This is a genomic window from Kitasatospora sp. NPDC001309 (assembly GCF_042896295.1).
Classification (GTDB): Bacteria; Actinomycetota; Actinomycetes; order Streptomycetales; family Streptomycetaceae; genus Kitasatospora.
The window spans coordinates 120,408-146,802 of the sequence record NZ_JBIAXC010000012.1 but is presented as its reverse complement, the minus strand read 5'-3'; the positions used below and the strand labels follow the sequence as shown (position 1 = coordinate 146,802).

The window sequence follows — 26,395 nt, the reverse complement described above, 5'->3', positions numbered from 1 at the left end:
CCACTCCGTTCGAGGATCCGACAACTGTGTCCACGAGACACAGTTCATTGCTGTGTACGGTAGACACAGTTGGCGCGGACGGGCAACCCCCGGGACGGGAGCAGGCGATGGGCGAGGCGGCGAACGACACGGTCCGGCTGCTCTGGGAACAGCCCGCACGGCCGACCCGCGGGCCGAAGCCGGCCCTCAGCCTGGAGCGGATCGCCACCGCGGGCGTCGAGGTCGCGGACGCCGAAGGACTGGGCGCCGTCTCCATGCAGAAGGTGGCCGGGCTGCTGGACTTCACCAAGATGTCGCTCTACCGGTACGTCCCCGGCAAGGCCGAACTCGTCGCGCTGATGGTCGAGTCGGCCTTCGGCGAGCCGCCCGGGGTCGTCGGCGCACCGGACTGGCGGGAGCAACTCACCGCCTGGGCGCGTCACTTGTCCGAGGCCATCGCCCGGCACCCGTGGCTGCTGGACGCCACCCTCGGCCCCCGCGTCCCCGGCCCGCGGGAACTCGCCTGGCTGGAAGGGGTGGTGGCCGCCCTCGACGGCCACGGGCTGACCGGCGCCGAGCGGATGGACGCCGCCGTCCTGCTCGCCGGACACGTGCGCACCATCGCCGAACAGGCCCGCGCGGTGGGACCGGACGGCTCCCCCGAGGCCGAACTCCTCGCCGCCCTCGGCACGGTGGTCCACCGGCACGCCGACCGCTACCCCGCCGTGGCCGCCGCGATGGCCGACCCGGACGGCCGCGACCAGGCCCTGGACTTCGGCCTGGCCCGCATCCTGGACGGCCTGGCCGCCCTGATCGACCGGCGCACCCGCCCGTAACCCGCCGGCCCCCGACGAACCGCGCCGTCGGCCGAAAACCCGTCGAGCCCGGGCCGCGCAGGCGGCTAGCATCCGCTCCCATGGCGATGTTCGTGCACCTGACGGCCGCGGCGAACACGCCGCGCATCCGCCGCGCCGGGATCCGGGCCGACAGCCGGGGCCAGGGCGGGGTGCGCGGGGTGTACTGCTTCCCCGTGCTGCCCTCCTACACCCTGACCCACCAGTGGCTGCGCGAACTCGCCCGGTTCGGGCCGAAGGGCGCGCTGTCCGCGGTGCACGTCCGGCTGGACGACGCGCAGGAGGTGCTGGTCGGGCACTACCGCGACCGCGCCAAGGACGCCCAGCAGTGGCTGACCGCCGCCGAGGCGGTCGCCCGGGTCGCCGCCCAGCCCGACCCGCGCGGCTGGGAGGTGGTCGTACCGAGGGCGATCGGCACGCGCGAGGTGCACCGGATCCGCGCCGTGCCGCAGGTGGCCGGCTGGCGCTACCTCCCCGGCGCCCACGGCACCCGCCCCTGCACCTGCTTCGGCTGCCGGATCCGCGGCGAGTACGGCGGCCGACGGCTGCGCGAACGCCACCCGCACCCGCTGGACGGACCGCCACCACCCGTCCCCGTCCTGCTCGCCCGGATCGAGGCCGCGGGCGACCCCGGCGATCCGGCCGCCCTGCGGGACGCCCTGCACTGGTTCGGCCTGCGCCGCCGAGGCCCGGTGGACCGCCTCGCCCGACTCGCCGCCCACCCCGACCCGACCGTCCGCCGCGAACTGGTCTGGGCGGTCCAGGGCTGGTCGACACCCGGCGTCGCCGAACTGCTGGACCCCCTCGCCGAGGACCCGCACCCGGACGTCCGCGAGGCCGTCGCGGACGTCCGGACGCTCTGAGGCCTCCGGCCGCCCACCTGTCGGCCCGGGGCACCCGCCCGTGGGTCCGGGCCGGTCCGCGCCAGGACCTGCGAGGTTCCCCTCCGACGTGCCCGTTCGGCGGAACCGGGTGATCATGGGACGAACCGCGTCTTCGACGACACGGCGCGCCGGTCCATTCCGGCGGCGCCCGGAAGGTGGACCGCGATGTTCCAGCTCCTGTGGATTCTGCTCATCGGCTTCGTGCTCGGCGTACTCGCCAAGCTGATCCTGCGCGGGCCGCAGTCGATCCCCTGGTGGCTGACCATGCTCCTCGGCGCCGCCGGGGCCTGGCTCGGCAACGCCGTCTCCGGCTGGATCGGCGTGCGCCACACCTCCGGCATCGACTGGATCCGTCACATCCTCCAACTCGGCTTCGCCGTGGCCCTGGTGGCCCTCGTCGCCCCGGCCTGGTCCAAGAACCGCACCTCCCGCTGACCGGGCACCGCGCCGGGATTGTCAGTGGCAGCTGCAAGACTCCTGTCCGGGCCCACCGAACGGGCCCGGACGGGAGGGGCGCGCGATGCCCATCGGAGACCGCTGGCAACTGCTGCGCGAGGGAGCGCCGCTCGGCGACATCGTCGTGGACGGCGCCGACTTCCCCTGGCTGGACGGGCGATTCGTCCCCCGGGCCGGCTTCGCCGAGGTGAAGCCGTGGTTCGACGAATCCGCCGCCTTCGTCGACGCCGAGGACCACGAGGCCTTCGAGCGGGCGTACGACCGGATCGACGGTGCGCTCGCCCTGGCGTCCCCGAGCGGCCCGGTCGCCGAGTTCCTGCTGCACATACGTGGCGACCGGGCGTCGTGGCGGTGGTCGGACGAACCGTTCGACGAGGTCTGAACCCCGCTCAGCCCACGTGCACGGCGGGGCGGCGGGTGCGGTCGGGTTCGGCCTCGCGGAGGACTTCGCGGGTGACCGGGGCGATCTCGCCCTGGCCGAACAGGAAGAACCGCAGGAACTGGGCGAAGGGGTTGCCCTCGGTCCACTCGAAGTAGATGTGCGGCTGCTGCCCGGTCAGGTCGCGCACCTGGAGCAGCAGGGCGGCCAGCGCGTTGGGGACGCTGGAGCTCTGCAGCGAGAGCACCCGGTAGCGGTCGTGCAGCACTTCGCCGCGGACGGTCAGTTCGGCCTCGAAGTCGGACGGGTCGAGCACGGTGACCTCGACGAAGACCAGGTCGTCCTCCGGCGGGATGTCGTTGTCCCGGCGGATCTGGTGGACCTTGTCGCGGTACTCGGCGAGGTCCCGGCTGTTCGGCTCGTTGGCGATCAGGCGCAGCGGGCGGTACGTGTAGTCCCGGACGAACCGCTCGGCGACGTCGTCCAGGACCACGTCGGTGACGCGCAGTTCGAAGGCGCGCTTGAGCCGGGAGAGGAAGGACACCAGCATGATGCCGGCGATGAAGCAGGCGCCGATCTTGACGCCGTCCGGGCGCTCGGCGATGTTCACGGCCGTGGTGTAGAGGAACACGGCGGCGATCACCGCGAAGGTGACGGTCCAGTGCCGCTCCCCGGCCTTGCGGGCGGCGATGGTGACGGCGACCGCGGCGGAGCTGATCAGCACCAGGACGCCGGTCGCGTAGGCGCCGCCCTGGGAGTCGACGTTGGCGTCGAAGATCCAGGTGACCAGGAAGGCGATCAGGGTCAGCACGATGACGGTCGGCCGCACCGCCCGGGCCCAGTGCGGGGCCATGCCGTAGCGGGGCAGGTAGCGGGGCATCAGGTTGAGCAGTCCGGCCATGGCGGAGGCCCCGGCGAACCAGAGGATGGCGATGGTGGACAGGTCGTAGACGCTGCCGAAGGTGCTGCCCAGGTTCTCGTGGGCGAGGTAGGCGAGGGCCCGCCCGTTGGCCGGGCCGCCGGTCTTGAAGGCGTCCTTGGGGATGAGCAGCGTGGTGATGATGCTGGTGGAGATCAGGAAGGCGCTCATGATCACGGCGGCGGTGGTGAGCAGGTGCCGGGCGCCGCGGATGCGGCCGGTGGGCTTCTCCTCGGTGTCGTCCGGGTCGCCCTCGATGAGCGGCATCACGGCGACGCCGGTCTCGAAGCCGGACAGGCCGAGGGCGAGCTTGGGGAAGACGATGAGGGCGACGCCGATCATCGCGAAGGCGTTGCCGTGCTCGGCGGTGAGGGCGTCGGTCCAGTCGCCGAACAGGTGCGGTTCCTTGAACACGTGCCAGAGGCCGTTGGCCACCACCACGACGTTGAGCGCGAGGTAGACGACGACCAGGACGACGGCCAGGCCGATGGCCTCGCTGAACCCCTTGAGGAAGACCGCACCGAGCAGGGCCACCAGGATCAGGGTGAGCATCACCTGCTTGCCGGACAGGGCGCTGTGCAGGTGCGGGTTCTCGATCAGGTGGGCGGTCGCGTCGGCGGCCGACAGGGTGATGGTGATCATGAAGTCGGTGGCGGCGAAGCCGAGCAGGGTGAGCACGAAGAGCTTGCCCTGCCAGAACGACAGCAGCCGTTCCAGCATCGCGATCGAGCCCTGGCCGTGCGGGCTCTCGGCGGCGACCCGCCGGTAGACCGGCAGGGCGCCGAACAGGGTGACCAGCACCAGGACGACGGTGGCGATCGGTGACAGCAGGCCGGCCGCGAGGGCGGCGATGCCGGGTTGGTAGCCGAGGGTGGAGAAGTAGTCCAGGCCGGTCAGGCACATCACCCGCCACCAGCGCGTGCCCTTCTCGGCGGGCGCCTCCACGTGCGGGCCGGGGTGCTGCTTGGCCATGTCCGAGAGGCCTTCGAGCATCCACGCCCGGAACCTCGTGCCCCGCGTAGAAGGCGCCGTTCCCGGTTCGACCGAACCCGAGGAGACCACGTACACCCCTGTCCACGACTTCGGCCGGCCGCCGCACGGTTCCGGACCCCCAAGGCCGCCGGACGGCGGGCCCGGGCCAGGCTAGGGGACCGGGTCGGAGCGGCCGGGCAGCCGCGCGGCCCAACACGCCGGGGTGCGCCCGGATGGCCCTGCCGGCCTACGGCCGACCCCCGGCCGTGCCCGGCGCCAGCGGCGCGGCGGTGTCCGGTGCCTCCTCGAAAGGGGTAGACATGTCCGCGCGCGTTGACTCAATGGATTGACCCATCCGGTTGACCCACGGAGCCCGCGCGCCCAGGGGTACGGCGACGGACGGCAGGGAGACAGCGGTGACGGAACCGACTCGGCGGAGGATCCTCGGCCTGGGCCTGATGGCGGCCGCCGTCACCTCCTGCGGCACCCAGCGCTCCGACGCCGCCGCGCACCCCACGCCCGACGCCCCGGGCACCCCCGGCCCGGCGGACCCCTCCGGCGCCCGGCACCCCGGGCCCGAGGACGCCGCCCCGGACGAGCAGTCCCTGCCCGGCAACGCCGACTGGCAGATCACCGACCCCGGCGCGCCCGGCGCCGTCGAGGGCTTCGCCGACCGGGTCAGCGTGCTGCCCGGCGAGAGCTTCGGCCTGCACGTCTCCACCGCGGCCGCCGCCTTCACCGTCTCCGCGTACCGGATGGGCTGGTACGGCGGTGCCCGGGGCCGGCTGGTCTGGCGCCGGGCGCACGTCCCCGGCGCCAAGCAGGCCGCCCCGCACGTCGACCCGGCCACCCGCACCGTGCTGACCGGTTGGCAGCGCACCCTCGCCGTGGACACCGCCGGCTGGCCCGAGGGCGCCTACCTGCTGCGGCTGGACGCCGAGGACGGCTCCGGCCGCAGCTACGTCCCGCTCACCGTCCGCTCCGCGACCACCGCCGGAAGAACCGTGGTGATGGGCGCCCCGGCGACCTGGCAGGCCTACAACGAGTGGGGCGGCTACAGCCTCTACAACGGCCCGACCGGCACCCTGGCCACCCGCTCGCTGCGGGTCGTCCTCGACCGGCCGCACGACTACGACCACGGCGCCGGGCGCTTCCTGGTCTACGAGGCACCGCTGATCGCCCTGGCCGAGCGGCTCGGGCTGCCGCTGGCGTACACCACCGGGATCGACGTGGCCCGCGAGCCGGGCCTGCTGCACGGTGCCAGCGCCCTGCTCTCGCTGGGCCACGACGAGTACTGGTCCCCCGAGCAGCGCGCCCACGTGACGGCGGCCCGCGACGCCGGGACGAACCTGGTGATCCTGGGCGCCAACTGCTGCTTCCGCCGGGTCCGCTTCGAGCCCGGCGAGCTCGGGCCGGACCGCACCGTGGTCTGCTACAAGGACGCCTGGGCGCAGGACCCGGGCCACCAGGCGGGCGCCCCGGCGACCACCGACTTCCGCACCGGCCCGGGCGCCGACCCGGAGAGCTCGCTGCTCGGCGTGATCTACGACGGCTACCCGGTGGACGCCCCGTACGTGGTCACCTCGCCGGAGCACTGGGCCTTCGAGGGGACGGGCGTGACGGCCGGGGCGTCCTTCCCGCACCTGGTCGGCGTCGAGTACGACCGGGTCGACACCGCCTTCCCCACCCCGCGCCCGATCGAGGTGATCGCCCACTCCCCCGTGGTCTGCGAGGGCCGGCGCTCCCACTCCGACACCGCCTACTACACCGTGCCCAGCGGCGCGGGCGTCTTCGCCACCGGCACGATGCGCTGGGTGGAGGCCCTGGACGCCCACGGCAGCGGCGTGCACGGCATCGACGCCCACGCCGGGGACGTGGTCCGCAAGGTCACCGAGAACGTCCTGCGCCTCTTCGCCGCCGGTCCGGCCGGCCGCACCCACCCCGCCCGCGACAACCTCGCCACCGTCTACGGCACGGCGTAGGACCTGCCCCGCGGTCCATCGTGATCGAACCGGCCCACGGCCCCGGGCCCGGGACGCCGCCCCGCCGCCCCCGGGCGGGAAGGGGCCGTCGCCCCGGCTACACTCGCACGATCTGACAGCAGCGAAGGTCGTCCAGGACAACCGACCGGTGCGGCACGGGGTGCCGGCCGGCGAGGGCACGAGGGAAACAGAACATGGTCGAGGCCTCCCCGAAGGTCGTTGTCGTCGTCCCCACGTACAACGAGCGGGAGAACCTTCCGGTCCTCGCCGGGCTCCTCACGGACCTCGCGGTGCCGAACCTGCACCTGCTGGTGGTCGACGACAACTCCCCCGACGGCACCGGCGAGATCGCCGACAAGCTCGCCGCCGACTCCGCGGGCACCGTCGGCGTGCTGCACCGCACCGAGAAGGACGGCCTCGGCCGCGCCTACCTGGCCGGGATGGCCCGGGCGCTGGACGAGGGCGCCGACGTCGTGGTCCAGATGGACGCCGACCTCTCGCACCCGGCGTCCGCGATACCCGCGATGGTGGGCACCCTGCTCGCCGACCAGGGCACCGCCGTGGTGCTCGGCTCCCGCTACGTGCCCGGCGGCTCGACCGCCGCGGAGTGGCCCTGGCACCGCAAGGCGCTCTCCGCCTGGGCCAACTTCTACGTCAACGCGATCCTCGGCCTGGGCGTCCGGGACGCCACCGCAGGCTTCAAGGCCTGGCGGGCCAGCGCCCTGCGGGCCATCGACCTGCCGACCGTGCAGAGCAACGGGTACTCGTTCCAGGTCGAGATGAACTACCGGGCGGTCCAGCACGGACTGGCCATCCGCGAGGTGCCGATCCGCTTCGAGGAGCGGATCGAGGGCGCCTCCAAGATGAGCATCGGGGTGCAGGTGGAGTCCGCGCTCGCGCCCTGGAAGCTGCGCTTCAACCGCGAGGGCCAGGGGGCCTGAACGAGTAGTCCCGGCCGCGGCGGGCGGTGCGGGTGGCTGGTGCGGGGAACAAGGCCGTCATGGCCCTTCTCCCGGAGTCCCTGACGACCCTGGTCCGCCGCGCCGCCCGGGACCCGTTCGCCGTCCAGACGCTGCGGGCCACCGTGGCCGCCACCCTGTCGTACGCGGTGGCCACCCGGCTCAGCAGCGAGCCCGCGCCGCTGACGGCACCGCTCACCGCGCTGCTGGTGGTCCAGGTCACCGTCTACTCGACGCTCAAGACCAGCGTCCGCCGGGTGGTCTCGGTGGTGGTCGGGGTGCTGATCGCGATCGGGTTCAGTGCCGTGGTCGGGCTCTCCTGGTGGAGCCTCGGGCTGATCATCCTGGCCTCCCTGGTGATCGGGCGCTACGTCCGGGTCGAGGAGTTCGTCCAGGAGGTCGCGATCAGCGCGATGCTGATCCTCGGCGTCACCAAACTGACCTCCCAGGCCTGGGACCGGGTGCTGGAGACGCTGATCGGCGCGGCCGTCGGCCTGCTGTTCAACCTGCTGTTCGCCCCGCCGGTCTGGGTGGACACCGCCGGCGAGTCGATCGAGGACCTGGCCCGGCGGGCCCGTCAGCTGCTGGTCGACATCTCCGAGCAGCTGGGCCGCCCCACCCCGGTGGCCCGGGCCGCCGAGCGGCTGCACGAGGCCCGGCGGCTCGACCAGGCGATCGCGGACGTGGACGCGGCGCTGCGCCAGGCCGAGGACAGCCTGCGCCTCAACCCCCGGATCAGCGAGGGCCTGCTCTCCCGGCTGGTGCTGCGCACCGGGCTGGACACCCTGGAGATCTGCGTGGTGGTGATCCGGGTGCTGGCCCGCTCGGTCACCGACCTGGCCAAGCGGCGCGGACCGTCGGAGCGGCTGTTCCCGCCGGAGGTCGCGGTCGGGCTGGAGGAACTGCTGGCGCACGTCGGCGGGGCGATGGTCAGCTTCGCGGTGCTGGTCACCACCCAGGTGAGCCGCAACGCCGAGGAGGCGGAGGAACGGCTGACCGCCGAGCTGGCGGCGGCCTGGACGTGCCGGGAGAACGTCGCCCAGGTCCTGCTGCGCAAGGTCCAACAGCACCCGGAGGCCTGGCAGTTGCACGGCGCGATGCTGGCCGAGGTCGACCGGATCCTGGACGAACTGGACCTGGAGCACCGCAGTCGGCGGCTGATGGAGGAGCTGGACCGGGCGTCGCTGGCCGGCCGGGAGCGGTTCTCCCGCCTCACCGGGCTGCGCCGCGCCCGCCGCGGCCGGCGGCAAGAGGAACGGGAGCGCCCGGCGGCGGGGGCCGGGCGCTGATCCGGGTGACGGGAGGCCGGGGGACGGTGGAGGTCAGGGCATCAGCCAGGGCTGCTGCGGCAGCGGGTGGCCGGTCTCCAGGTAGGTCTTGAGGTTGGACAGCACCGCCGACCAGCCCCGTTCGGCGTCCGCTCGCTCGGGCTCGTCGGCGAGGTCCTCGTGGGTGACGGTGAGCCGGGTGAGGTCCTGCCAGTGCCGCAGCTCGAAGGTGACCCGGGAGGGCCCGCCGGGGCGTTCGCCCTCCGGTCCGCCCCAGGTGGTGACCAGCCGGTGCGGGCGGTCCGCCACCTCGACGGTGCCGATCACGTCGGCGATCCCGGAGTCGTCGGTGCGCCGGTGCTCCCAGGGCTCGCCGGGCAGCCAGGTGGAGACGTTGCGGTGGCCCCAGTAGAGGCCGGACTCGTCGGCGTTGGTGAGCGCGTGCCAGACCCGTTCCGGGGTGGCGCGCAGGTAGACGGTGCTGCGGTGGCGGAAGGCGGTCACGGCCTCAGCCCCCGGCCGCGTCGAGCAGCTGCTGGATCTCGATCTTCCCCATCCGCATCATGGCCGCCGTCACCCGGTCGGCCTTGGCCCGGTCCTCGCCGCCGACCAGGTCGAGCAGGATGCGCGGGGTGATCTGCCAGGAGAGGCCGTAGCGGTCCTTGAGCCAGCCGCACGGGCCCGGCTCGCCACCGTCGGCGGTGAGCTTGGTCCAGAGGTCGTCGACCTCCCGCTGGTCCTCGCACTCGACCTGGAGCGAGATCGCCTCGGTGAAACGGAACATCGGGCCGCCGTTCAGCGCCGTGTAGGGCCGGCCGGCGAGTTCGAACTCGACGGTCATCACCGTGCCGGCCGGCACGGGGGCGCCCTCGCCGTAGCGGGTGACCTTGGTGATCGCGGAGCCGGGGAACAGCGAGGTGTAGAGGGCGGCGGCGGCTTCGGCCTGGTCGTCGAACCAGAGGAAGGTGGTGATTCTCTGCATGGGCCCGACGGTAGCGGCGGGCTCCGACAGCGCGGCCGAGCCACGGCCGGGGGTCACCGGTTCGGCGCCCCCGGCCGGTCTCGGCACGCCCCTGGGTCAGTGCACCCAGCCCGCGTAGCGCTGGACGAAGCGCTGGCCGGTGTGGGCGGTGACCACGACGTCGTAACGGCCCTGCTTGTCCAGCGGCCAGGACAGGTCGACCTGCCTGCCGGGCTTGACCCAGACGGTCTGCGGGCTGCCCGCGAAGTCGTTGGGCGCGGCGGTGAACGCCACGTCCGTCAGACCGTCGTTGGCCACCTGGAGGGTGAGCCTGAGGCTGCCGTGCAGGTCGGCGGTGACGATCGGCACGCCGATGTCGTTCTGGCCGTCCTGCCCGTCCCGGACGACCGTCCCGGCGAAGCGGCGCACGAAGCCGTCCGGGCCGTGCACGGTGAAGTCGTAACGGCCGTCGGTGGCGGCCGCGTCCCAGACGTAGGTGGCGTTGGCGCCGGGGGCGACGGTGTACGGGGTGCCCGCGAACGGGAGCAGGATGTTCGGGTAGACGGTGTACGGGAAGGCCACCGAACCGTCGTTGCTCATGGTGCAGGTGACCTTGCCGCTCCTGCGGTCCACCGCGACGTCGGCCCAGGGCTGGTAGGGCAGCGGGCGGTGCGGGCGCTCGCCGCGCTCCTGGACGGGCATCGCCTGGGCGCCGGTGGCGGGGAGGGCGACACCGGGCAGCTTGGTGCCCGCGTCGGCCTTGGCCATCAGGGCGTTGGTGTCCGGCAGCTTCGGGATCGAGGTGTCCGGGGCGGCGAAGTCGAAGCAGCTGGTGAGGTCGCCGCAGACGGCCCGGCGCCAGGCGGAGATGTTGGGCTCGGCCACGCCGGTCACCACCTCCATGAAGCGCAGCACCGACGTGTGGTCGAACACCTGGGAGTTGACCCAGCCGCCGCGCGACCAGGGGGACGCCACCCAGAGCGGGACGCGGTTGCCGAGGCCGATGGCGCGGCCCTGGGTGAACTCCTCGGGGGTGCCGGGCTCGGGGGTGGGTGGGACGACGTGGTCGAAGTAGCCGTCGTTCTCGTCGTACATGACCAGGAAGACGGTGTGCTGCCAGACCTCGGGGTTGGACATCAGCGACTGCAGCGCCTGGTTGACCCAGTGCGCGCCGTAGGCCGGGCCGGCCTCCGGGTGCTCGGAGAACAGGTACGGCGCGACCAGCCAGGAGATGGTCGGCAGGGTGCCGTCCTTGCAGTGGCGGTCGAAGTCGGTGGGGTCGAACTTGGTCATCGCGTTGACGTAACGCGGGTCGTCCTGCGGGAAGTTGTGGAACTGCTTGAAGTAGGAGAGCGCGTTGTCGTCGTAGTCGCCGGTGCGGTCGTCCTTGCTGGGGTTGTGGTAGACCCGCCAGCTGACGCCGGCCGTCTGGAGGCGCTCCGCGTAGGTGGTCCAGTCGGCGACGGGGTTGTCCGTGACCGGGGTGTTGTCGATCCAGGGGCCGGTGGTGCCGTCGCGGCCGGGGCCGGAGGTGCCGGTCCACAGGTAGAGCCGGTTGGGGTCGGTGGGGCCGGCCAGCGAGGTGAAGTAGGCGTCGCAGAGGGTGAAAGCGTCGGCCAGGGCGTACTGGAAGGGGATGTCCTCCCGGGTGAAGTAGCCCATGGTGCGCTCGCCCTTGGCGGCGATCCACTTGTTCATCGCGCCGTTGTTGATGGCCTGGTGGCCGGTCGCCCAGTCGTGGGCGAGGCCGCCGGCGTTCTGCGCGTTGTACTTCGAGGTGTCCATCCGGTACGGCAGCATCGCCCCGCCGTCGCTGCGGCGGGCATCGGGCTGGCGGAACACGTCGGTGCCGTCCGGGAACTGGAGCGCCTGCTTGTCGCCGAAGCCGCGGACACCGCTCAGGGTGCCGAAGTAGTGGTCGAAGCTGCGGTTCTCCTGCATCAGGACGACGACGTGCTTGACGTCCTTCACGGTGCCGGTCAGGGCGGTGGCAGGCGCGGCGGCCGGGGCGGGGGCCGCCGGAGCGGCGTCGGCCCGGGTGGCGGCCAGGCCGGTCAGAGCGGTGGCGCCGACGGCCGCGGAGGCGCCGACGAAGGTGCGGCGGGAGAGCTCGGACATCACGAACTGGCCTCTCAGAGCTGGAAGGTGGCGACGGCGGCGGCGGTGTCGGAGGGCCACTCGTTGGCGGCGGTGTTCGGCTCCGGCTGGGGCCAGTCGGCGACCAGGGTGTGCGCCTCGACCAGTTTCAGCGCTCCGGTGTACTGGACGACGTCGATCCGGTCCTGCGGCTCGGGGCGGTCGCCGCGGCGCTTGCGGGTGGGCGACCAGGTCGCGCCCGGGGCCTTGGCCGGGTCGCGGTTCTCCTCGCGGAAGGTGTCGGTCAGCCCGGCGGCCTCGAGTTCCTTGGTGACCGGCCAGGCGAGCGCGCCGACGCCCTGGTGGGCGGCGGCGGTGGCGGCCGTCCAGTCCAGGTGGGAGGGCGAGGACAGCGCGCCGGCCAGCACCACCGGGAGGCGCCGGGCGGCGTCCGCGCGCACGGCGGCGGCCAGCGCCTTGGCCTGCTTGAGCCGCAGCGAGGCGTTCTCGGCGGCCAGCACCTGGGCGGCGGTGGCACCGTCCTGCACGGCGTACGGGCCGTAGCCCGCCTCGTCGAGGTGTGCGGCCCAGAACCGGACGGCGCGGCCGCCGGGCAGCTGGACGGTGGCCGCGACGGCGGGCAACTCGGCGGTGGCCGCGGTCGGTTCGGTGAGCGGGTAGCGGCTGAGGATGCCGACGCTGCCCGGGCTCTGGAGGGAGTACCAGCCGAGGGCGTCGGCCAGGGTCTTCGCCCGCTCGCCGGCCGTCTCCTGGAGGGCGAGCACGTCCAGCCCCTGGGCGAGGACGACCCGCAGCTGCTTCTCCAGCGCGTCGGTGCAGCCGTTGCCGGCGTCGTGCAGGTTCCAGCTGGCGGCCTTGAGCCGCGGCGGGGCGGCCTGGTCCACGACGGGGACGAGCACGGTGACGGTGTCGGTGGCGCCGGTGCTGTCCTTGACGCCGACCACGACCAGCTCGGGGTTGCGGGCGGCGGCGGGCGCCGTGCCGGTGATCGTGCCGTCGGCGGCGACCGAGGCCCAGGCCGCGCCGCCGAGCTTGCGGTAGGCGGCCGAGCCGGGGGCGTTGCCCGCCGGGCGGGACCAGAGGCCGCCGAGCCGGATCCGCACGGCCGCGCCGGGGGCGACCGGGGTGGCGGTGAAGGAGTCGACGACGGCGTGCGGGCGGACCACCGGGGGCTTGGGGCGGAAGCTGAACGGGGCGGTCCGGGCCAGGATGCCGTAACCGTCCTTGGCCAGCAGGTAGGCGGTGTACGGGCCGCCGGTCAGCGCGGAGGTGTCGAGCTGGACGTCGCCGGAGGTGCCGGGGGTGTACTTCCAGAGCAGCGAGGAGCCGGTGCCGGGCTGGCGGCTGCCGTCGTAGATGCCGACCCAGTTCTTGGCGTCGGGGGCATCGGTGGTCCAGTGGAAGGTGAGCCGGTCGCCTTCGGCGGGGCTGCCGGATGAGGTCGGGGTCAGGGCGCTGCCTGCGGCCACGGTTGTCCTGTCCGCCGCCGACGGGCCCGGTCCGCCGGGGGACGGCGCCGGGGCCGCACGCGGCTGGTCACGGAGGCTGGGAGGGAGGATGCCCGCAGTTGGCTGTACAACTAGGGGCGGGCTCATTCATCCGAAGGTCAGCGACCGGGACGTGAACGGCGCGTGACGGGGCATCGGGCGGTTCGGGAACTCCGTGGCGCGACCGGCTCCGGACATGCGCGGAGGGCCGCGACGGGTGATCCGTCGCGGCCCTCGGGGGCGGGCTCGCGGTGCGGCCTTGCGGGCGGGGCCGCGGGCCAGGGCCGGGGCTCGGGCTCGGGCTCGGGCTCGGGCTCGGGCTCGGGCTCGGGCTCGGGCGATCAGGCCAGGGCGAGGAAGAGCTTCTCCAGTTCGGCCTCGCTCATCGGCGCGCCGTCCTCGTCGGCGGCGGCCATGCACTGGCGCATCCCGCTCGCCACGATCTTGAACCCGGCCCGGTCCAGGGCGCGCGAGACGGCGGCGAGCTGGGTGACCACGTCCTTGCAGTCCCGCCCCGCCTCGATCATCGCGATCACCCCGGCCAACTGGCCCTGGGCCCGACGCAGTCGGTTCAGGACCGCGCCGACCGCCTCCTCGTCCACCTGCATGTCCGGGCCACCTTTCACCTCGACTGTCGATGGACAAGTGTACCCGGTGGGGTATTCATTCCCGACCGGACGAAGATCGTCCCGCAGCGGGCGGCGGGATCAGCGCCGGGCCAGCCGCCGCTCGCCCGCGGCGCCCGTCGCGTACGGCAGCTCGTAGTACGCGAACACCTCGGGCTCGTCGGTGGCGGGCAGGATGTCGTCGGTGCCGATCGCCGGGGCGTCCTTGACCTTGCTCCGCGGGTGCGCCACCCGCAGGTAGGCCGGACCGGCCACCGCCCCCTCCAGCGGGACGAAGGCCAGGCGGCGCTTGGCCATCACGCCGATCGTGACGGTGGCGAAGAACGGCTCGTCGGTGGACGTCTCGACGTAGACCGACTCCAGCGTGCCGATCCGCTTGCCGTTCTCGTCGACCACGTCCTGGCCCCGCCACTCGCGGATGTCTGCCATAGCGATTCCCATGGACCCGGACCTCCCGTGTCACGCGCTGCCACTGCCGTCGGCCCCTGCCGCCGGCCCCCGGAGTTCCCATCCTCCGCCGGGACCGCCGCCGGGGCACCACGAAAGGGACATACGGGGGCGAGCCGGCCAACCGCCACCAGGGCACTGACCTGGGCTTTAGGCTGTCCGCCGACGTTCGGGAACAGCCCGCCCGGGGAGCACCCCGGCCGGGACGGCCAGAGGGGCGGCAGGCATGGGGTACACGAGCATGTGGGAGTCCGGCGACCCCCGGATACCGGCCGACCTGCGGCCCGACACGCCCCACCCGGCCCGGATGTACGACTACTACCTGGGCGGCAAGGACAACTTCCCCGCCGACCGCGCCGCCGCCGAGAAGGCGCTCGCCGCCAACCCGGAGTTCCGCTCCACCGCCCGGGCCAACCGGGGCTTCCTGACCCGGGCGGTGCGCTGCGTCGCCGGGCTGGGCGTCGACCAGTTCCTCGACGTCGGCACCGGCATCCCCACCGCCGGCAACACCCACGAGATCGCCCGGGCCGTGGACCCGGCCGCCCGGGTCGTCTACGTCGACAACGACCCGATCGTGCTCAGCCACGCCCGCGCGCTGATGGCGGGCTCCGGGCCCGGACGCACCACCGTGCTGCGGGCCGACCTGCGGGAGCCGGCGGCGGTGCTGGAGGCCGTCCGGGCCGAGGGGCTGCTCGACTTCTCCCGGCCGGTCGGGCTGGTGCTCGCCGCCGTGCTGCACTTCCTGCGCGACGAGGACGAGCCGTACCGGGCGGTGGCCACGCTGCTCGCCGCCCTGCCGTCCGGCAGCCACCTGGTGCTCTCGCACGGCACGGCCGACTTCATCCCCGCCGCGGTGCGGGACCGGGTCACCGGCGTGTACGACAAGGCGACCGCGCCGCTGGTCGGGCGGAGCCGGGAGCAGGTGCGGGAGTTCTTCGACGGGCTGGAGCTGCTGGAGCCCGGGGTGGTCACCGTTCCGCTCTGGCGGCCGGAGGGGGAACCGGCCCCGGGCGCGGAGCGGGTGGGCATGTACGGCGCGGTGGCGCGCAAGACCTGACTCGGCGTCACATGCGGTGCGGTGGAACGGGGTGGTGCTGGCCGGAGTGCCGATTGGGGGGTTTTTACCACCGCCCCGGCCCAGGGGCCCCGGCTACTGTCGTCGGGACGGCTCCGGAGCGGGGCGGTCGCACGGGGTCAGCACGCCACGCACGCGCATGACTTGGGGGGAACCACCATGGTCCACGACCGCCGCCACGTCCACCGACTCACCTACCGCTACGCCGGGGTCGCCCTGGCCGCCGGGCTCGCCACCGCGGTGCTCACCGCCTGCGATCCGGTCGGCACCTCGTTCAGCGACGACGCGACCGTGTCCGACAAGGTCACCGCGGTCAAGCTCGACAACTCCTCCGGGGACGTCACCGTCCACGGCAGGACCGGCACCGGGGGCGTCTCCGTCCACCGGAAGATCACGTACCACAGCGGCAAGCCCGGCACGAGCACCCGGGTCGACGGCGGGGTGCTGGTCCTCGGCGGCTGCGGGCACAACTGCTCGGTGGACTACACCGTCGAGCTGCCCGCCGGACTGCCGGTCAGCGGCGGCACCTCCGCCGGCGGGATCCACCTCTCCCAGATCGGCGAGGTCTCCGTCCACACCGACGCCGGGGACATCTCCGTCGACCAGGCCGCCGGCTCGGTCGACGTGCGCACCAACAACGGTGAGATCAAGGGAACTTCGCTCAAGGGCGACCGGATCCAGGCCAAGACCGACAACGGCGGGATCAACCTCACCCCCGGCAAGGCCCAGGACATCAAGGCCAGCACCTCCAACGGCGAGATCCACGTCACCGTCCCCGCCGGCTCCTACCACGTGAGCGCCGGGACGGACATCGGCGAGAAGCACATCGGCGTCCAGAACGACCCCAACGGCAAGTACAAGCTGGACCTGGGCACGGACATCGGCGACATCACCGTCAAGACCGGCTGACCGGCCCCGGGCCGGGGGCGCCGGCGCTCCGGGGGCGCGTGTCGGTCCGCGCGCACCCGGAGCGGGCGGGGCAGAGGGCCGGAGGGTCAGAGGGCGGTCTGGACCTCGGCGCGGTGGCGGATGTACTCGTCGGGGTGGGAGCGGGCGATGGTGACCGCCGCCTCCACCAGGGTGTGCAGGTCGGCCGGGTAGGCGCGCGGCACCAGGGGCAGGCCGGGCAGGATGCAGCGGCGGACGTCCAGGTCCTCGTTGCCGACGAACTCCCGCAGTGCGGCCCGGTTCCAGCTGTCGCGGACCGTGGCGCCCTCGTCGGCGGTCGCGTGCCGGCCACCGCGGACCGTCAGCGCCGTCCAGTACCAGGCCCGGGCGGCGCCCGCCCGCTCCGGGTTGGTGCCGGTCCGCAGGTAGTCGAGCAGGGCCAGCCGGACCCGGCGCTGGCCGAAGGCGATCAGGGCGGGCTCGACGAAGCGGCGGTTGAAGCTCGGGTTGGGGTCGTGGACCGCCGCCTCCAACAGCGGCTCGAAGTACTCCTCGGGCAGCTCGGACCGGCCGGTGAGCGCCTTGTGGACCTCCCATCGGGCCGCACCGGCGTAGTCCGCCCCCGTCGCGACCTCGGCCCCGAGCACGCGGAGCAGACGTGCGAGCCGCAGCTCGAACGCCTGCGACCCGCCCCCCGTGCGCTCGGGCAACGGCTGGAGAATCCGCACCTCGCCGGCCGTGTCCTTGGTTTCCACGAACATCCTCCTCATTCTGAGTCATCGGAAGACTACTCGCTGATACACCAGTTCGGAGTCGGTTTTCGGCCAGGACCGGATCTTGAACGGCTTCCGCGACGGAGGATTGACGTCGCGTCAGACCGGGCGGCCGGGCGGGACCAGCCCGGACTGGTAGGCGATCGCGACGAGCTGGGCGCGGTCCCGGGCGTCCAGCTTGGACATCGCCCGGTGCACATGGGTCCGGACGGTGAACGGGCTGACGAACATCCGCTCGGCGATCTCCTCGTTGGTGAGCCCGGTGGCGGCCATCGACATCACCTCGCGCTCACGGGCGGTGAGCACGGCCAGCCGCTCGGCGGACGCGGCGGCGGCCGGGTCGGGCTGGGCGAGGAACTGCTCGATCACGGCGCGGGTGGCGGCGGGCGAGAGCAGGGCCTCGCCGGCCGCGACGGTGCGCACGGCGGCGAGCAGTTCCTTCGGGTCGGCGCCCTTGCCGAGGAAGCCCCCGGCGCCCGCGCGCAGCGCCTGGGCCACGTACTCGTCTATCTCGAAGGTGGTGAGGATGAGCACCCGGGTGCCGGAGAGCTCCTCGTCGGCGCAGATCTCGGCGGTGGCGCCGAGGCCGTCGGCGCCGGGCATCCGGATGTCCATCAGCACGAGGTCGGGCTTGGTGGCCCGGGCGAGTTCCACCGCCTCCCGACCGTCGGCGGCCTCGCCGACCACCTCCATGTCCTCCTCGGCGTCGATCAGCATCCGGAAGGCGCCACGCAGCAGGGCCTGGTCGTCGGCGAGCAGCACGCGGATGGTCATGCGCGGTCCTTGTCCTTCCGGATGGCGTGATCGGGTCGGGTCGGGTCGGCGGGGGCGGCCCGGTCGGGGGAGCCGACGGGGCCGGTGGGGCGGTCGGAGTCCGTGGGGTGGCCGGAGCCGGTGGGGCGGACGGGCCGGACGGTGCAGTCGCGCCAGAAGGCGTGGGCGGGCCGGTCCCTGGCGGCGGGCCCGGCCGGGTGGCCCGGTCCGGGCGTGCTCACGGCCCGGGCGGTGTCCACCGCCGGGGGCGCGACGTCCTCCCGGGCACCGGTGCGCAGCGGGAGTTCGGCGGTGACCAGGTAGCCGCCGTCCGACTGCCGGTCGGCGGTGAGGCGGCCGCCCACGGCACCGGCCCGTTCGCGCATGCCGATCAGGCCGAAGCCGCTCTCGCCCGGGGCGGGCGGCGGCAGCAGGGCGGTGCGGGGGCGCCCGGGTCTGGTCGGGCGGCTGTTGGCGACGCTGACGGCGACCCGGCTGCCGCTGTAGGAGAGGGTGACCTCGGCGTCGGCGCCGTGGGCGTGCTTGGCGACGTTGGTCAGCGACTCCTGGACGATCCGGAAGGCGGTGAGGTCGACGCCGGGCGACAGCGGCCGGGCCTCCCCCTCGACGGCGAGCCGCACCGGCAGGCCGGCCCGTTCGAAGGCGTTGATCAGCTCGGGCAGCCGGTCGAGGCCGGGGGCGGGTTCGAGCGGGGCGGGTTCCTCCGCGCGGCGCAGCAGGCCGACGGTGGCGCGCAGCTCCTGGAGGGCGGAGCCGGTGGCGTCGGTGATGTGGCTGAGCACCTCGCGGACCTGCACCGGGTGGCTGTCCATGAGGTGGACGGCGATGCCGGCCTGGGCGTTGGCGAGGGCGATGTGGTGGGCGACGACGTCGTGGAGGTCGCGGGCGATCCGGATCCGCTCGTCGGCGACCCGGCGGCGGGCCTCCTCCTCGCGGGTGCGTTCGGCGCGCTCGGCGCGTTCCTCGATGGCGGCGAGGTGGGCGCGGCGGTTGCGGATGGAATCGCCGAGGGCGCCGGGCAGCAGGGCCCAGGCGAGGACGCCGAGCCGCTCGCCGAGCGGGCCGCCGGGGCCGAGGAACAGCGATATCCCGCTGAGCAGGACGGCGGTGACGATGGAGGCGCGCAGCGCGGTGGCGCGGTCGGTGCGGGTGGCGAGGGAGTAGAGCGCGAGCAGCAGCGGGGTCGCCAGCGTCGGGGTGAGCCGGGGGCTGACCACGGCGAGCAGCATCGTGCAGAGCAGCGTGACGGCGACCACGGCGCGCGGGTGGCGGCGGTGGAAGAACACGACCACCGCGGCGATCAGGGCGAGCAGGCCGGTGGGCAGGTCGACCGGGGCGAAGCGCCCGCTGTTCTGGTCGATCGTGGCGCCGAGGGCGGTGATCCCGATCAGGGCCGTGCCGCCGGCGATGTCGAACGCCCGGGGGTGCTCACGGCGCAGGCGCTGCCAGGTGTCGCTCATCGTCCTGTTCTCCGGGTCGGGGTGCCCTGGCGGCACCCTCGCCGGGTTCTGCCAGTCGGTGTCGCGCCGCGCCCCGGTGCGGGGTGCGGAACGCCGAGCCGGGGCCTGCGCGCGGACGGCGGCCCCGACAGCAACGGTAACGGGTGGGGCTCGAACCGTTGTCCGAGCCGGGTGGCGCCGGGCCCGGCCCGAGGGGTGCTCGGGCCGGGCCCGGTGTCACCGGGTGCGCCGGGCCCAGGCCCGGACAGGACCTAGACGGTGACCGGCTCCTTGGCCGGTGCCGGTTCGGGGGCGGCGGTGTGCAGCTTGCTGCCCTCGACGTCGACGTCGGGTATCAGGCGGTCGAGCCAGCTCGGCAGCCACCAGGCGCGGCGGCCGAGCAGGGCGAGGACGGCCGGGACGATCGTCATCCGGACCACGAAGGCGTCGAAGGCGACGGCCGCGGCGAGGCCCAGGCCCATCATCTTGATCATCGGTTCGCTCATCCCGATGAAGCCCGCGAAGACGGCGATCATGATGAAGGCGGCCGCGGTGACCACCCGGGCGTTGTGCCGGAATCCGGTGACGATGGCCTCGCCCGGCTCCTCGCCGTGGACGAAGGCCTCACGGATCCGGGTGACCAGGAACACCTCGTAGTCCATGGCGAGGCCGAAGACCACGCCGATCATGAAGATCGGCATCATGCTCATCACCGGACCGGTCTGCTCCACGCCGATCAGGTCGGCCAGCCAGCCCCACTGGAAGACCGCGACGACCGCGCCGAGCGCGGCGGCCACCGAGAGCAGGAAGCCGAGCGCCGCCTTGAGCGGGACGAGGACGGAGCGGAAGACCACCAGCAGCAGCAGGACGGCCAGGCCGACGACCACGGCGAGGTAGGGCAGCATCGCGTCGCTGAGCTTCTGCGAGACGTCGATGTTCATCGCCGTCGTACCGCTGACCAGCACCGTCGCCCCGGTGGAGGCCTTGAGGCCGGCCGCCTGGCCGCGGATGGTGTGGACCAGGTCCTTGGTCGCGCTCTCGGCCGGGCCGGTGGCCGGAATGGCGTTGAGCAGGGCGGTGTCCCCCGCCTTGTTGAACATCGGCGGCGTGACCGTGACCACGCCCGGCACGGCCGAGACGCTCTTGGCGACCTCGCCGGCGGCGGCCTTCGGGTCCGCGGTGCCCTTGACGTCCACCAGGACGGTCAGCGGCCCGTTGAAGCCGGGGCCGAAGCCCTCGGACAGCAGGTCGTAGGCACGGCGCTGGGTGGTGGAGGTGGGCTTGGCCTCGTCCCCGGGCAGGCCGAGGCGCAGGTCGAGCGCGGGAGCGGCGAGCACGCCGAGGCCGACCACGCCGAGCAGCAGCACCGCGAGCGGGCGGCGCACGATGAACCGGGCCCAGCGGGAGCCGCCGTTCTCCTTGGCGCCGACCGGCCGCGCCGCGCCGTCGCCGTCGGCCTGGGCCTTGCGGGTCTTGCGGGGCAGCGCCCGGCGGCCGATGAAGCCCAGCAGCGCGGGCACCAGGGTGAGCGCGACCAGCACGGCGATGACGACCGTCCCGGCGGCGGCCATGCCCATCTTGGCGAGCATCGGGATGCCGACCACGGAGAGCCCGGCGAGGGCGATCACCACGGTCAGGCCGGCGAAGACCACCGCGGAGCCGGCGGTGCCGATGGCCCGGCCGGCCGCCTCCTGCTGGGTGCGGCCCTCGGCGAGCTCGGCCCGGTAGCGGGACACGATGAACAGGGCGTAGTCGATGCCGACCGCGAGGCCGAGCATCATGGCGAGCGTGCCGGTGGTCGAGGAGAGGCCGAGCACGCTGCCGAACGCGGTGATCAGCGACATGCCGAGGCCGACGCCGATCACGGCGGTGAGCAGCGGCAGGCCGGCGGCGACCAGCGAACCGAAGGTGATCACCAGGACGACGGCGGACAGCGCCATGCCGATCGCCTCGCTGCTGCCGCCCGCGTCGGGCTTGGCCATCAGCGCGTTGCCGCCGATCTCGACCTTGAGCCCGGCGTCCCGGCCGTGCTGGGCGGCCTGCTGGAGGGCGTCGGTGGCGCCCTTGGACACCTCGCCCGCCTTGGCGGAGTAGCTGACCGTCGCGTAGGCCGTCGAGCCGTCCTTGGAGACCGCGCCCGGCATCTTGAACGGGTCCACCGCGGCCGTGACCTGCTCGCCGTGGGCGAGCTCGGCGACCGTCTTCTCGACGGCCTGCTGGTTCGGCCCGGCGGTGATCTTCTGCCCGGAGGGCGCGACGAACACCAGGCGGGCCGAGGCGCCGTCGGCGTGGCCGCCGGGGAAGCGCTCGTTCATCAGGTCGAAGGCCTTCTGCGCCTCCGTGCCGGGCATCGAGAATCCGTCGTCGGGTGCGGCGGGCGCCTTCGCCGCCAGGACTCCGGCGAGCGCCAGCACGGCGACCCAGAGCAGGGTCACCAGCCGGCGCCGGGCGAAGGCCCATCGGCCAAGGCGGTACAGGATCGTTGCCACGGGGGAACGGGCTCCTTCGGATTCGGAAGCAGGTGCGCGGAGGGGACGGGTGCGGGAACGGGCCCCCGGAGGCGGTCCGCTCGCAGCATGACCAATCCTTGATCGCCGACCCCTGCTCCGTCGTCGTCCCTGCGCAGGCCGTTTGCGTACTGCGGACGCAGTAGGGCCCTCCCCCGTACGGAGGAGCGCACGCCCCGCACCGGGAGCAGCCGGGAGCAGCCCGTTGGCCTGCGGCGGGAGCAGTCCCGGGTCACCCGGCCGGCGGGTGACGACGGGCCGCGACCGCCCCGGCCCAGTAGCGTGATGGGCCACTGGCCCGACCGTTTTGCCCCGGTCCGGGCCGACCCGTCCCGATCGGTGCTGACCCCAGCCCGCCGCCGGAGGTGCCCCATGGGCGTGCCAGCCGCCCGCATCGTGTTCGACGAGAACGACCGCGCTGCCGTCGCCGACGCCGTGACCGAGATGCTCACCACCGGTGCCCTCACCCTCGGCCCGTGGACCGAGCGGTTCGAGCAGGCCTTCGCCGCCGAGCACGGCGCCTCGCACGCCGTCGCGGTGAGCAGCGGCACGGCGGCCCTGGAGATCGTCCTGCGCGGTGTCGACGTGCGCGGCCGCGACGTGGTCGTCCCCGCCGTCACCTTCTACGCCACGGCCGGCGCCGTGGTGCACGCGGGCGGCCGCCCGGTGTTCGCGGACGTCGACCCGGCCACCCTGGCGCTCTCCCCGGAGACCCTGGCCGCCGCCCTCACCCCGGATACCGCAGCCGTCGTACTCGTCCACATCGGCGGGCTCGTCACGCCGGACGTGGACGCCCTGCGCGAGCTCTGCGACCAGCGCGGCATCCCGCTGGTCGAGGACGCCGCGCACGCCCACGGCAGCAGCCTGGGCGGCCGGGCCGCCGGGACCTTCGGCCTGGCCGGGGCCTTCTCCTTCTACCCGACCAAGGTCACCACCAGCGGCGAGGGCGGCATGATCCTCACCGAGTCGCCCGAGCTGCGCGACGAGGCCCGGATCCACCGCGACCAGGGCAAGGGCTCCTTCGGCACCAACCACCACGTCCGGCTCGGGTACTCCTGGCGGATGAGCGAGCTGCACGCCGCCGTCGGCGCCGTGCACCTGCGCCGGCTCAAGGAGTTCATCGAGACCCGCCGGGCCGTCGCCCGCCGCTACGACTCGGCACTGGCCGGCGTCGACGGCCTGCGGCCGGTGCTCGAACCGCCCGGCAGCCGCGGCAACTACTACAAGTACGTGGCGCTGCTGGCGCCCGGCGTCGACCGCGCCGCCTTCAAGAAGGCGGTGGCCGAGGAGTACGGGGTGCGGATGTCCGGCGAGGTCTACGACCTGCCGCTGCACCTCCAGCCCGTCCTCGCCCCCTACCGGGGCGGTCCGCTGCCGGTGGCCGAGGACGTCTGCGCCCGGCAGGTCTGCCTGCCGGTGCACTCCGACATGACCGAGGACGAGACGGAGCTGGTCGTCGAGGCCGTCTCCACCGTGCACCGGCGGATGGCCGGCTAGCCGGCCTGCCGCGTAGCCGGACAGACCGGACAGACCGGACAGCCGGACCGAAAGGAGCAAGACCGTGCGGATAGCCGTCACCGGGGGCTGCGGGTTCATCGGCTCACACGTCGTGGACCACCTGATCGCGGCCGGCCACGAGGTGCTCGCCGTGGACACCACCGACCAGTACCTCAACCCCGACGCCGAACACGCCCGCCTCGACATCCTCGACCTGCCCGCGCTGACCTCGGCGCTGGCCGGCAGCGAGGTGGTCTACCACCTGGCCGCGATGGCCGACGTCGAGCAGGTGTCCGCCGACCCCGTCCGGGCGGTGCGGACCAACATCGACGGCACCGAGGCCGTCCTGGAGGCCGCCCGGCGCAGCGGACTGAGCCGCACCGTCCTGGCGAGCACCGTCTGGGTCTACGGAGCAGCCCTCACCGACGACCAACTCGACGGCGGGGAACAGGAGTTGGACGAGCACGTACCGATCGAGCTGGAACACAGCGGGCACCTGTACGTGGCCACCAAACTCGCCGCCGAGATGCTGGTGCACAGCTACCGCGAGCTCTACGGGCAGCACTTCACCATCCTGCGCTACGGCATCCCGTACGGTCCGCGGATGCGCGACGAACTGGTCGTCGCCCGGTTCGTCCAGGCCGCGCTGGAGGGGCGGCCGATCACCATCGCCGGGGACGGCCGGCAGAGCCGCAACTTCGTCTACGTCGAAGACCTCGCCGACGCCCACGTCCGCGCCCTCTCCCCCGCCGCCGAGGACCAGACCTTCGCCCTGGAGGGCTCCACGGCCGTCTCGGTGCGCGACATCGCCGACACCGTCGACCGGCTGCTCGGGCCGGTCACCATCGAGCACATCGACGGGCGCAAGGCCGACTACACCGGGCGGCGGATCTCCTCCGCCCAGGCGAAACGGCTGCTCGGCTGGTCGCCGAGGACCCACTTCGCGGACGGCGTGCACCGCTACGCCGACTGGTACCGGGCCGGCGCCGCCGCCCCCGCCGGCTGACCCGGAACGCCCGATGCCGCACGCCCTGCTGGTCTCCGGCTCGCTCGGCCAGGGCCACGACGTGATGGCCCAGGCCTGCGCCGACACCCTGCGCGAGCGCGGCTGGAGCACCGCCACCGTGGACGCGATGGCGCTGCTCGGGCAGCGGTCGGGCGCCGCCGGGGAAGCCGTCTTCCGGCGGCTGCTCGACCTGCCCGGGGTCTACGACGCGTTCCACTTCTCGGCGCTGCGCCCGGGCGCCCGGCTCGCCCTGCTCGCCGACGCGGCCGCGCGCAGCCGACTCGTCCCGGCGCTCGGCGCGCTCGTCGAGGCGCAGCGGCCGCAGCTGGTGGTCTCGGTGTTCGCCACCGCCAGCTCGGCGGTCAACCGGCTGCCGGGGCGGGAGTTCCGGCACTTCGTGTTCTGCACCGACGTCACCCCGCACCGGCTCTGGGTGCAGGAGGGCACCGACCTGTTCCTGGTCACCTCCGAGGTCGCCGCCTGCGCCGTGCGCCGCTACCGGCCCGACGCCGACGTCGCCGTGCTGCCCGCGCCGCTGCGGCAGCCGTTCTACCGGCCGCCCGGCCGGGCCGAGGCCCGGGCCGACCTGGGTGTGCCGGCGGACGCCGGGTGCGTGCTGCTGATGTCCGGCTCCTGGGGGCTCGGGCCGATCGCCCGCACCGCCGCCTCGCTGGCCGCCGCCGGGCCGCACGTGCTCGCCGTGGCCGGGCGCAACCGGGAGCTCGAACTGCGGCTGCGGGCGGCCGCCCGCCGGGAGCCGCGGCTGCACGCCTTCGGCTACACCGACCGGATCCCGGCCCTGATGGCCGCCGCCGACCTGGTCGTCACCAGCTCCGGCGACACCTGCAGCGAGGCCAGGGCCCTCGGGCGCCGGCTGCTGCTGCTCGACGTCGTCCAGGGCCACGGGCGGGACAACCTCCAGCACGAACTGGAGCTCGGCCACGCCGACGTGGCCACCGCGCGCCCGGCCGAGGTGGTCCGCAACGCGCTGGCCGCGCTGGGCCGGCCCGAGCCCGACCCCTCGCCCGGCGCCACCCCGGACGCCTGGAGCAAGGGCTTCGGCGCGGCCCTGGAACGGGTGGGGCTGGGGTGAGCGGCCCTCAGCCGCCGTGGGCCTCGGGGTTCACCGTGCAGAAGAAGACCCGGCTGCGCTCCCGGTCGAAGAAGAACGACCCGGTGTACCGGCTGTGGGTGACCGAGCGGTCGTAGTCCTCGCTGTGCAGCCAGGTCGCCTGCCGGCCGTCGCCCAACTCCCTTTCCAGCACGTCCGGGAGGCCCTGGCAGCCGAGCGGCCCCGGCTGCCAGCTGCCGCTCCCGCTCCCGGTGATCGCGGCGAGCGTGGCGGGCTCGATCCCCGCGAAGCCGTCCACGCGCACATCGGTCGGGCCCGGTACCGCCGCCCGGGCGTCACCGGGCCCGCCGCCCAGCACCGCGCCGACCCACGTCGCCCCGGACAGCGGGCCTAGGGCCTGTCCGGCGGATCTTGGCAGATCAGCGCGCGGCGTTGGGCGCCCGGCTGGGCGTGCGCCCGAGTCGGCCTCGTACTGGACGTACTTGGGCGATTCGGGCGTGCGTCCAGGCGGGATGCCCGGCGTCGCGCGCCTGGCAAGATCCGCCGGACAGGCCCTAGCTCCGGGAAGCGGCGCTGCAACGGCTCGGTGTCCGAGCGCAGTCGGGCCGGGGTCGGGGCGGTCGCGGCCGGACCGTCCCCGCCGGCCGACGAGCAGCCCGAGACGAGCGCCCCCGCAACGAGTACCCCCACGACCGCCACCGGCAGCACGGACGCCAGGGCCGCCGGCCCGACACGGATTCCGAACCGCTTCGACAACTCTCCGACCCCCACCTGGAATTGCCGACCGCATCGGGTGCGGTCGGACGGCTTCACGGGAGGGTAAAGCGTCGGCAAGGCCCTGGTCCAGGCGCTTCCGGGGGCCCCGGGGGCTTCCGGGCGCGGACCCTAGGCCGGGATGTAGGTCGGGCCCTGGGTGTCCCGGATGTCCTGGGCGCCCTGGACGGTGGCGGTGGCGGTGCCGTAGCGGTCCGGGCCCGCCTGGGCCTGGGCGTCGGCGTCCGGCGCGACGGCTCCGCTGAGGGCCGCCGTGACGATGCCGGCCGCCGCGATCGCGTGCGCCAGTCCGCCTGACCAGTCGGGCATGGCTGCCTCCC

25 protein-coding genes are annotated in these 26,395 nt (G+C 73.9%); 12 read left to right on the top strand and 13 right to left on the bottom strand.

What is annotated here, in order from left to right; all coding sequences use genetic code 11:
* The first annotated feature begins 107 nt into the window (after window positions 1-107).
* The 4 genes from ACFY2K_RS15380 to ACFY2K_RS15365 all read left to right on the top strand — a co-directional run bounded on the left by ACFY2K_RS15380 (window position 108) and on the right by ACFY2K_RS15365 (window position 2,555).
* A complete protein-coding gene (locus tag ACFY2K_RS15380) occupies window positions 108-815 on the top strand; it encodes a TetR/AcrR family transcriptional regulator (protein WP_375887018.1) in 708 nt (235 codons plus the stop codon).
* A gap of 80 nt (window positions 816-895) precedes the next feature.
* A complete protein-coding gene (locus tag ACFY2K_RS15375; RefSeq protein ID WP_380528560.1) occupies window positions 896-1,696 on the top strand; it encodes a HEAT repeat domain-containing protein in 801 nt (266 codons plus the stop codon).
* 186 nt (window positions 1,697-1,882) lie between these two features.
* On the top strand, window positions 1,883-2,152 hold the full coding sequence (locus tag ACFY2K_RS15370; protein ID WP_375887014.1) for a GlsB/YeaQ/YmgE family stress response membrane protein: 270 nt from the start codon (window positions 1,883-1,885) through the stop codon (window positions 2,150-2,152).
* 85 nt (window positions 2,153-2,237) lie between these two features.
* Window positions 2,238-2,555 carry a hypothetical protein gene (locus tag ACFY2K_RS15365; RefSeq protein ID WP_387711724.1) on the top strand — a complete coding sequence of 106 codons (318 nt, stop codon included), beginning with the start codon at window positions 2,238-2,240 and terminating at the stop codon, window positions 2,553-2,555.
* Between the two features lie 7 nt (window positions 2,556-2,562).
* On the opposite strand, the gene ACFY2K_RS15360 is transcribed toward ACFY2K_RS15365, so the two are convergent.
* On the bottom strand, window positions 2,563-4,464 hold the full coding sequence (locus ACFY2K_RS15360; RefSeq protein ID WP_375887010.1) for an amino acid transporter: 1,902 nt from the start codon (window positions 4,462-4,464) through the stop codon (window positions 2,563-2,565).
* Between the two features lie 395 nt (window positions 4,465-4,859).
* On the opposite strand from ACFY2K_RS15360, the gene ACFY2K_RS15355 reads away from it, so the two are divergent.
* From ACFY2K_RS15355 to ACFY2K_RS15345, 3 genes are all read left to right on the top strand, one after another.
* Complete coding sequence (locus ACFY2K_RS15355; RefSeq protein WP_387711722.1) at window positions 4,860-6,425, top strand: N,N-dimethylformamidase beta subunit family domain-containing protein; 1,566 nt, start codon at window positions 4,860-4,862, stop codon at window positions 6,423-6,425.
* 194 nt (window positions 6,426-6,619) lie between these two features.
* Window positions 6,620-7,366, top strand: a complete 747-nt coding sequence (locus ACFY2K_RS15350; protein ID WP_375887006.1) for a polyprenol monophosphomannose synthase — start codon at window positions 6,620-6,622, stop codon at window positions 7,364-7,366.
* Between the two features lie 59 nt (window positions 7,367-7,425).
* Window positions 7,426-8,673, top strand: a complete 1,248-nt coding sequence (locus ACFY2K_RS15345) for an aromatic acid exporter family protein (protein WP_387711720.1) — start codon at window positions 7,426-7,428, stop codon at window positions 8,671-8,673.
* 33 nt (window positions 8,674-8,706) lie between these two features.
* Here the strand turns inward: ACFY2K_RS15345 and ACFY2K_RS15340 are convergent, their stop codons facing one another.
* The 6 genes from ACFY2K_RS15340 to ACFY2K_RS15315 form a co-directional block, all read right to left on the bottom strand.
* Window positions 8,707-9,156 (bottom strand): SRPBCC domain-containing protein, encoded by a 450-nt coding sequence (locus ACFY2K_RS15340; RefSeq protein ID WP_375887002.1) that lies wholly within the window; start codon window positions 9,154-9,156, stop codon window positions 8,707-8,709.
* A 4-nt stretch (window positions 9,157-9,160) separates the two neighbouring features.
* Window positions 9,161-9,634, bottom strand: coding sequence for a VOC family protein (locus tag ACFY2K_RS15335; protein ID WP_387711718.1), 474 nt, complete (start codon window positions 9,632-9,634; stop codon window positions 9,161-9,163).
* 96 nt (window positions 9,635-9,730) lie between these two features.
* Entirely contained in the window at window positions 9,731-11,731 is a 2,001-nt protein-coding gene (locus ACFY2K_RS15330; protein WP_387711716.1) for a phosphocholine-specific phospholipase C, read from the bottom strand.
* 14 nt (window positions 11,732-11,745) lie between these two features.
* Complete coding sequence (locus ACFY2K_RS15325) at window positions 11,746-13,179, bottom strand: endonuclease/exonuclease/phosphatase family protein (protein WP_387711714.1); 1,434 nt, start codon at window positions 13,177-13,179, stop codon at window positions 11,746-11,748.
* Window positions 13,180-13,538: 359 nt separating this feature from the next.
* Complete coding sequence (locus ACFY2K_RS15320; RefSeq protein ID WP_030553044.1) at window positions 13,539-13,805, bottom strand: metal-sensitive transcriptional regulator; 267 nt, start codon at window positions 13,803-13,805, stop codon at window positions 13,539-13,541.
* A 99-nt stretch (window positions 13,806-13,904) separates the two neighbouring features.
* Window positions 13,905-14,252, bottom strand: a complete 348-nt coding sequence (locus ACFY2K_RS15315; protein ID WP_375886992.1) for a PRC-barrel domain-containing protein — start codon at window positions 14,250-14,252, stop codon at window positions 13,905-13,907.
* A gap of 244 nt (window positions 14,253-14,496) precedes the next feature.
* On the opposite strand from ACFY2K_RS15315, the gene ACFY2K_RS15310 reads away from it, so the two are divergent.
* The gene (locus tag ACFY2K_RS15310; protein ID WP_380528576.1) at window positions 14,497-15,327 is read left to right on the top strand and encodes an SAM-dependent methyltransferase; all 831 of its coding nucleotides are present in this window, start codon (window positions 14,497-14,499) and stop codon (window positions 15,325-15,327) included.
* A 177-nt stretch (window positions 15,328-15,504) separates the two neighbouring features.
* On the top strand, window positions 15,505-16,254 hold the full coding sequence (locus tag ACFY2K_RS15305) for a DUF4097 family beta strand repeat-containing protein (protein ID WP_380639670.1): 750 nt from the start codon (window positions 15,505-15,507) through the stop codon (window positions 16,252-16,254).
* 86 nt (window positions 16,255-16,340) lie between these two features.
* Here ACFY2K_RS15305 and ACFY2K_RS15300 read toward each other — a convergent pair whose 3' ends face one another.
* From ACFY2K_RS15300 to ACFY2K_RS15285, 4 genes are all read right to left on the bottom strand, one after another.
* Window positions 16,341-16,988 carry a hypothetical protein gene (locus tag ACFY2K_RS15300; RefSeq protein WP_375886986.1) on the bottom strand — a complete coding sequence of 216 codons (648 nt, stop codon included), beginning with the start codon at window positions 16,986-16,988 and terminating at the stop codon, window positions 16,341-16,343.
* 117 nt (window positions 16,989-17,105) lie between these two features.
* On the bottom strand, window positions 17,106-17,780 hold the full coding sequence (locus tag ACFY2K_RS15295; RefSeq protein ID WP_380592073.1) for a response regulator: 675 nt from the start codon (window positions 17,778-17,780) through the stop codon (window positions 17,106-17,108).
* On the bottom strand, window positions 17,777-19,240 hold the full coding sequence (locus ACFY2K_RS15290; RefSeq protein WP_387711710.1) for a sensor histidine kinase: 1,464 nt from the start codon (window positions 19,238-19,240) through the stop codon (window positions 17,777-17,779). Before ACFY2K_RS15290 ends, ACFY2K_RS15295 begins: the two co-directional genes overlap by 4 nt.
* A gap of 251 nt (window positions 19,241-19,491) precedes the next feature.
* Window positions 19,492-21,708, bottom strand: coding sequence for an MMPL family transporter (locus ACFY2K_RS15285; protein WP_375886981.1), 2,217 nt, complete (start codon window positions 21,706-21,708; stop codon window positions 19,492-19,494).
* A 390-nt stretch (window positions 21,709-22,098) separates the two neighbouring features.
* On the opposite strand from ACFY2K_RS15285, the gene ACFY2K_RS15280 reads away from it, so the two are divergent.
* The 3 genes from ACFY2K_RS15280 (at window position 22,099) to ACFY2K_RS15270 (ending at window position 25,322) form a co-directional block, all read left to right on the top strand.
* Complete coding sequence (locus tag ACFY2K_RS15280; protein WP_375886979.1) at window positions 22,099-23,223, top strand: DegT/DnrJ/EryC1/StrS family aminotransferase; 1,125 nt, start codon at window positions 22,099-22,101, stop codon at window positions 23,221-23,223.
* Between the two features lie 64 nt (window positions 23,224-23,287).
* Window positions 23,288-24,229: an NAD-dependent epimerase/dehydratase family protein gene (locus ACFY2K_RS15275; protein ID WP_387711708.1), complete on the top strand. Its 942-nt coding sequence runs from the start codon at window positions 23,288-23,290 to the stop codon at window positions 24,227-24,229.
* A 13-nt stretch (window positions 24,230-24,242) separates the two neighbouring features.
* Window positions 24,243-25,322 carry a hypothetical protein gene (locus ACFY2K_RS15270; RefSeq protein ID WP_380592069.1) on the top strand — a complete coding sequence of 360 codons (1,080 nt, stop codon included), beginning with the start codon at window positions 24,243-24,245 and terminating at the stop codon, window positions 25,320-25,322.
* 7 nt (window positions 25,323-25,329) lie between these two features.
* Here ACFY2K_RS15270 and ACFY2K_RS15265 read toward each other — a convergent pair whose 3' ends face one another.
* Both ACFY2K_RS15265 and ACFY2K_RS15260 read right to left on the bottom strand, forming a co-directional pair.
* The gene (locus tag ACFY2K_RS15265; RefSeq protein WP_387711706.1) at window positions 25,330-25,599 is read right to left on the bottom strand and encodes a hypothetical protein; all 270 of its coding nucleotides are present in this window, start codon (window positions 25,597-25,599) and stop codon (window positions 25,330-25,332) included.
* 587 nt (window positions 25,600-26,186) lie between these two features.
* Window positions 26,187-26,384 carry a hypothetical protein gene (locus ACFY2K_RS15260; RefSeq protein WP_375886969.1) on the bottom strand — a complete coding sequence of 66 codons (198 nt, stop codon included), beginning with the start codon at window positions 26,382-26,384 and terminating at the stop codon, window positions 26,187-26,189.
* Between the last annotated feature and the right edge of the window lie 11 nt (window positions 26,385-26,395).

Excerpts from the sequence above, each read along its gene's own strand:
- ACFY2K_RS15380 (WP_375887018.1), top strand. The coding sequence starts at position 108 with ATGGGCGAGGCGGCGAACGACACGGTCCGGCTGCTCTGGGAACAGCCC.
- ACFY2K_RS15375 (WP_380528560.1), top strand. The coding sequence starts at position 896 with ATGGCGATGTTCGTGCACCTGACGGCCGCGGCGAACACGCCGCGCATC.
- ACFY2K_RS15370 (WP_375887014.1), top strand. The coding sequence starts at position 1,883 with ATGTTCCAGCTCCTGTGGATTCTGCTCATCGGCTTCGTGCTCGGCGTA.
- ACFY2K_RS15365 (WP_387711724.1), top strand. The coding sequence starts at position 2,238 with ATGCCCATCGGAGACCGCTGGCAACTGCTGCGCGAGGGAGCGCCGCTC.
- ACFY2K_RS15360 (WP_375887010.1), bottom strand. The coding sequence starts at position 4,464 with ATGCTCGAAGGCCTCTCGGACATGGCCAAGCAGCACCCCGGCCCGCAC.
- ACFY2K_RS15350 (WP_375887006.1), top strand. The coding sequence starts at position 6,620 with ATGGTCGAGGCCTCCCCGAAGGTCGTTGTCGTCGTCCCCACGTACAAC.
- ACFY2K_RS15345 (WP_387711720.1), top strand. The coding sequence starts at position 7,426 with ATGGCCCTTCTCCCGGAGTCCCTGACGACCCTGGTCCGCCGCGCCGCC.
- ACFY2K_RS15335 (WP_387711718.1), bottom strand. The coding sequence starts at position 9,634 with ATGCAGAGAATCACCACCTTCCTCTGGTTCGACGACCAGGCCGAAGCC.
- ACFY2K_RS15330 (WP_387711716.1), bottom strand. The coding sequence starts at position 11,731 with ATGTCCGAGCTCTCCCGCCGCACCTTCGTCGGCGCCTCCGCGGCCGTC.
- ACFY2K_RS15320 (WP_030553044.1), bottom strand. The coding sequence starts at position 13,805 with ATGCAGGTGGACGAGGAGGCGGTCGGCGCGGTCCTGAACCGACTGCGT.
- ACFY2K_RS15315 (WP_375886992.1), bottom strand. The coding sequence starts at position 14,252 with ATGGCAGACATCCGCGAGTGGCGGGGCCAGGACGTGGTCGACGAGAAC.
- ACFY2K_RS15310 (WP_380528576.1), top strand. The coding sequence starts at position 14,497 with ATGGGGTACACGAGCATGTGGGAGTCCGGCGACCCCCGGATACCGGCC.
- ACFY2K_RS15305 (WP_380639670.1), top strand. The coding sequence starts at position 15,505 with ATGGTCCACGACCGCCGCCACGTCCACCGACTCACCTACCGCTACGCC.
- ACFY2K_RS15295 (WP_380592073.1), bottom strand. The coding sequence starts at position 17,780 with ATGACCATCCGCGTGCTGCTCGCCGACGACCAGGCCCTGCTGCGTGGC.
- ACFY2K_RS15290 (WP_387711710.1), bottom strand. The coding sequence starts at position 19,240 with ATGAGCGACACCTGGCAGCGCCTGCGCCGTGAGCACCCCCGGGCGTTC.
- ACFY2K_RS15280 (WP_375886979.1), top strand. The coding sequence starts at position 22,099 with ATGGGCGTGCCAGCCGCCCGCATCGTGTTCGACGAGAACGACCGCGCT.
- ACFY2K_RS15270 (WP_380592069.1), top strand. The coding sequence starts at position 24,243 with ATGCCGCACGCCCTGCTGGTCTCCGGCTCGCTCGGCCAGGGCCACGAC.
- ACFY2K_RS15260 (WP_375886969.1), bottom strand. The coding sequence starts at position 26,384 with ATGCCCGACTGGTCAGGCGGACTGGCGCACGCGATCGCGGCGGCCGGC.